Origin of the sequence: Streptomyces durbertensis (genome assembly GCF_014156695.1) — a bacterium.
GTDB classification, from domain to species: domain Bacteria; phylum Actinomycetota; class Actinomycetes; order Streptomycetales; family Streptomycetaceae; genus Streptomyces; species Streptomyces durbertensis.
In genome coordinates, this window is record NZ_WMLF01000399.1 from 1 (window position 1) to 5032 (window position 5032).

Here is a 5032-nt window from a genome sequence, read left to right on the forward strand (position 1 = left end):
GCTCGGTGGACGTGGGGGTGGGGGTGGCGGTGGCACCGGTGGACTCGGCGCCGGTGCCCGGTGGTGAATCAGGTGCGCTGGCGGACATCGATCTCGTTTCCGTCGCGGGCAGCCATGGGTGACTGCCTGATTACTCCCAAGGACAGGTAAATGAATCGTAATTCCAGGTAAAGCGGACCTGTGGGTGGTCTCGGGCAAACGGGCCACTGTTCCGTCTAACGAGTGAATGCCGCCATAACGTCAGCTTGTCGTACGAACCGCTTTGTCATCTCATGCGAGCTTTGCTCCGGGGTGGGCTCGAGAGACGCCGTCGACGCACCGACCGGCCTCGCCCACCCGCGCCGAGCTGGAGGACGGACAGGTGGTGGAACGCATGACACGCGTACGGAGGATCGTCACGGGCGTCGCGGCCACGATGGCGCTCGCGACCCTCGCCGCCGGGTGCGGTACCGACCACACGAGCGGGCCCGAGGAGCCCAAGGACGAACGACGCCCCGCGGACAAGCCGCAGCAACTGCGCGTCATCGGCGACGGCTCGACGTCCTTCACCGGCGTCCAGCCCCACCAGCCCGAGGTGCGGAAACTCGCGCCCGGCGAACAGCCCCCGCAGTTTGTCGTCTTCTCGTGGGACGGCGCCGGCGAGGACAGCAAGAAGCTCTTCTCCCACTTCCGCGAGGTCGGCCGCCGCCACAACGCCCAGATGACGTACTTCCTCTCCGGCATCTACCTGCTGCCCGAGCGGGAGGCCAGCCGCTACAACCCGCCCGGCCGGGCACCGGGCGCCTCCGACATCGGCTACCTCAAGGACGAGAACATCCGCGCCACCCTGGAACAGTTGCGCGGCGCCTGGCTGGACGGCAGCGAGATCGGCACCCACTACAACGGCCACTTCTGCGGACCCACCGGCGTCGACAGCTGGTCCGTCGACGACTGGAAGAGCGAGATCCGGCAGGCCAAGTGGTTCGTCAAGAACTGGAAGACCACCACCGGCTGGAAGGACGCCGACACCCTGCCCTTCGACTACGACAAGGAACTCGTCGGCGGCCGCACGCCGTGCCTGGAAGGACGCGAGAACGTCGTACGGGCGGCGAGCGAACTCGGCTTCCGCTACGACTCCAGCGGCATCGGACGCCAGGTGTGGCCCAGCCGGCGGAACGGCCTGTGGGACCTCCCGCTCCAGATGGTGCCGATGCCCGGACGGGCCTTCGAAACGCTCGCCATGGACTACAACTTCATGGTCAACCAGTCCGGGCCCGGCAGCGGCGACCCCGCCAAGCACCCGGAGTGGGAACGGCAGATGAGGGACGGTCTGCTCCAGGGCTTCGAACGCGCCCACCAGGGCAACCGGGCACCGATGATCATCGGCAACCACTTCAACGGGTGGAAGGGCGGCATCTACATGCGGGCCGTCGAGGACGTCATCAAGACCGTCTGCGTCAAGGACGACGTGCGCTGCGTCTCCTTCCGCCAACTGGTCGACTGGCTCGACGCGCAGGACCCGGCGGTCCTGGCCGAGCTGCGCACCCTCGGCGTCGGCCAGGCGCCGAACGGAGGCTGGTCCACCTTCCTCGCCGCCGCCCGCGACTGACCGGTCACGCTCCCGCCGCCTCCACGCACACCGCCGGTGCTCTCCGGCCGCCCGGCCCCACCTCGGGCCGGGCGGCCGCGGGGGGCGGTGTCCGCCCCCCGGCCGACCCCTCGGGCCACGGAGAAGGCGTCAGACGGGCTGCGCGGTCCGCTCGGCCAGTACGAAGCCCGGGTCGACCTGGGCGGCCAGGTCCACGCCGGCGCGCGCGTTCCCCCAGCTCTCCGCGTTCTTCAGATGGAAATGGACCATCTGACGGGTGTACCGCTCCCAGTCCCGGCGCTCGTACGAGGCGTCCGCCGTCTCGTACAGCACGTCCAGGGCCCGGCGGTTGCCCTCCTCCAACTCGGCGAACGGCAGCGGCCGGCCCTTCTCCGCCGCCCGCACCCAGTCCGAGTGGCCCAGCGTGACCAGCAGGTCGTCGCCGACCTCGTCCCGCAGGAAGGCGACGTCGTCGGGGTCCGAGACCTTGTTGCCGACCACCCGGAGCGGCACGTCGTAGTCGGCGGCGTACTCGCGGTACTGCCGGTACACGGCGACGCCCTTGCGGGTGGGCTCTGCGACCAGGAACGTCATGTCGAAGCGGGTGAACATCCCGGAGGCGAAGGAGTCCGAGCCCGCCGTCATGTCGACGACCATGTACTCGTCCCGGCCGTCGACCAGGTGGTTGAGGCACAGTTCCACCGCGCCGACCTTCGAGTGGTAACAGGCCACCCCCAGGTCGGCCTCGGTGAACGGCCCGGTCGCCAGGAGCCGGACGTCCGAGCCCTCCAGCGTCAACGTCCGGCCGCAGGCGTCGTAGACCGGGTTGTCCTCGTCCACCCGGAGGAGCCGGGAGCCCTCGCCGGGAGGCGTCGTCTTGATCATGGTCTCGGCGGAGGCGATGCGGGGGTTCGCGCCCCGGAGGTAGTCCTTGATCAGGGGGAGCCGACCGCCGAGCGAGGGAACGTCCGCGGCCTCCGCCTCGGTCAGGCCGAGGGCGACGCCCAGATGCTGGTTGATGTCCGCGTCGACGGCGATCACCGGCCGCCGGGCGGTGGCCAGCCGGCGGACGAACAGCGAGGACAGCGTGGTCTTCCCGCTGCCCCCCTTCCCTACGAAAGCGATCTTCATGTTCAGTAGCGTAGGGCGGGGAGCCCCCTCACCCCGGCCGTCCGCCGAGCAGACCACCCGAACGAGCGTCGCCGCGTCACCGCCCGCCGCTCACCCGCCGCCGGTCGAGGACTAAGGTCGGGAGACATGAGTACGACTCCGCACCCGCCCGGCCCCCGGTCCGGCGCCGCCGATCCGCTCGCGCCGCTCGCCGGTCTGCCCGGCGTCGCAGAGTCCGTCGAGTCCATGCGCAAGGCGGTCGACCGGGTCTACGGCCACCGGGTCATGCGCCGGCGCAGCGCCGAGGTCACCGCCGAGGCCGTGCTCCGCGGCGCCCGCGCGAGCGCCGCGCTCGCCGGCGCCGACTGGGCGCTCGAGGAGGTCCGGCGGCGCAGCGACTTCGGCGGCGACGCCGAGGCCCGCACGGTCGGCGCCGCGCTCCGGGTGACCGCGGAGACCGGCCAACTGCTGCCGGTGTGGCGGCAGTCGCCGCTTCGGGTGCTGGCCAGGCTCCACCTCGTCGCGGCCGGCGGCTCACCCGACATGGACCCGGACGCCGTCGGCCGCCCCAGGCTCGCCGGCGAGGCCGTCGTCGAGGCCGTCGTCGAGGACGGGGTCCGCCTCGACCCGCCGCCCGCCGAAGAGGTCTCCGCCCGCCTGGACGCGTTGGCCGCACTGATCGTCGCGGGCGGCGACACCCCCGCGCTGGTGACCGCGGCCGTCGTCCACGGTGAACTGCTCGCGCTGCGGCCCTTCGTGAGTCACAACGGCCTGGTGGCGCGGGCGGCGGAACGGATCGTGCTGGTCGGCAGCGGGCTGGACCCGAAGTCGATCAGCCCGGCCGAGGTCGGCCACGTCGAAGGCGGTGTCGAGCAGTACCTCGCCGCGCTCGGCGACTACGTCTCCGGCACTCCTGAAGGCGTGGCGCGCTGGATCGCGCACTGCGGGCGTGCCGCGGAGCTGGGGGCCAGGGAGTCGACGGCCGTCTGCGAGGCGCTGCAACGCGGCGCCGCCTGACCGGCGGGGACCGATCCGCCCGGTCGGCGGGGCCTGAGCGGGCTGACCGGCGGGAGTTGGCCGGACAAATGCGGCGGCACCGCTGTTGAGGCGGTGCCGCCGCTGGCATGTCCACCGGGTTACCAGTGCGTGCTCGAGTTTTTCCGATCAGGTCGGGGACTTTGCCCGTCACCTGGTGCGGTAGGCCCGTATTCGACGGGTCGGCGTCGCGTGGGTTCCCGGTGTTCATGCGTCGGTCCGTGGGGCCTTGATCTCTTTTCCTTGATCCTCTCGGATGTCGGTAAGGTCTCGCGGGCCGTTATGTCCTTTGTACCCCGTCTTGCCGTTGAGTGGAAGTCCTGCGCCGATCCGCCTCGGCCGACCTGCCGTGGACGCCGGGGCGGCGGGGCGTCACGCCAGGCGCCCTCGGCGCCGCGAGGCGTACCAGACCAGCCCGGCGGTGGCGGCCGCCGCGCCGACCGCCGCGGCGGCGACAAGCGCCGGCCGGCCGGGCATCGAGAGCGCGGGTATGCGCTGCTTCAGGCGCACCGGCCGGGAGAAGGTGAGTATCGGCCAGTCGCGGGCGATCGCCTCCTTCCTCAGGGCGCGGTCCGGGTTCACCGCGTGCGGGTGGCCGACGGACTCCAGCATCGGAACGTCGGTGGCCGAGTCGCTGTAGGCGTAGCAGCGGGACAGGTCGTAGCCCTCGGACTCGGCGAGTTCGGCTATCGCCTCGGCCTTGGTGGGGCCGTAGGCGTAGTACTCCACCTCTCCGGTGTAGCAGCCGTCCTCCACCACCATCCGGGTCGCCACCACCCGGTCGGCGCCGATCAACTCGCCGATGGGTTCGACGACTTCCGCGCCGGAGGTCGAGACGACCACCACGTCGCGGCCGGCCAGGTGGTGCTGCTCGATGAGGGACGCCGCCTCGTCGTAGATGATCGGGTCGATCAGCTCGTGGATCGTCTCGGCGACCAGCTCCTTCACGTGCTCGACGTTCCATCCCCGGCAGAGCGCCGACAGGTAGGTGCGCATCCGCTCCATCTGGTCGTGGTCGGCGCCGCCGACCAGATAGACGAACTGTGCGTAGGCGGTGCGCAGCACCGCCCGGCGATTGATGAGACCGCCCTGGTAGAAGGACTTGCTGAAGGTGAGCGTGCTCGACTTCGCAATGACCGTCTTGTCCAGGTCGAAGAAGGCGGCTGTCCGCGGCAACGAGTGGTTTTCCACGAGGGAGAGGATAAGGCCACACCATTCGGCGTAAGCTGGGGCGTGTGGGTTTGCCTGAGAGGGCTCTCGGGTACACCATGGAAGTCACGGATCGTTCGCGACCGTGCTAACCCGGTTCGACTCCTCCCC

At 70.7% G+C, this 5032-nt stretch carries 4 protein-coding genes; 2 read left to right on the forward strand and 2 right to left on the reverse strand.

Annotated features, from left to right (window positions below; genetic code table 11):
* Positions 1-373 precede the first annotated feature (373 nt).
* Positions 374-1588, forward strand: a complete 1215-nt coding sequence (locus GL263_RS21270; protein ID WP_182857343.1) for a polysaccharide deacetylase family protein — start codon at positions 374-376, stop codon at positions 1586-1588.
* Between the two features lie 129 nt (positions 1589-1717).
* Here the strand turns inward: GL263_RS21270 and GL263_RS21275 are convergent, their stop codons facing one another.
* Positions 1718-2698, reverse strand: coding sequence for an ATP-binding protein (locus tag GL263_RS21275; RefSeq protein WP_182857344.1), 981 nt, complete (start codon positions 2696-2698; stop codon positions 1718-1720).
* 126 nt (positions 2699-2824) lie between these two features.
* Here GL263_RS21275 and GL263_RS21280 point away from each other — a divergent pair, with 126 nt between their 5' ends.
* Positions 2825-3694 (forward strand): Fic family protein, encoded by an 870-nt coding sequence (locus GL263_RS21280; protein ID WP_182857345.1) that lies wholly within the window; start codon positions 2825-2827, stop codon positions 3692-3694.
* A 390-nt stretch (positions 3695-4084) separates the two neighbouring features.
* Here GL263_RS21280 and GL263_RS21285 read toward each other — a convergent pair whose 3' ends face one another.
* On the reverse strand, positions 4085-4915 hold the full coding sequence (locus GL263_RS21285) for an HAD family hydrolase (RefSeq protein WP_182857346.1): 831 nt from the start codon (positions 4913-4915) through the stop codon (positions 4085-4087).
* Positions 4916-5032: the final 117 nt, after the last annotated feature.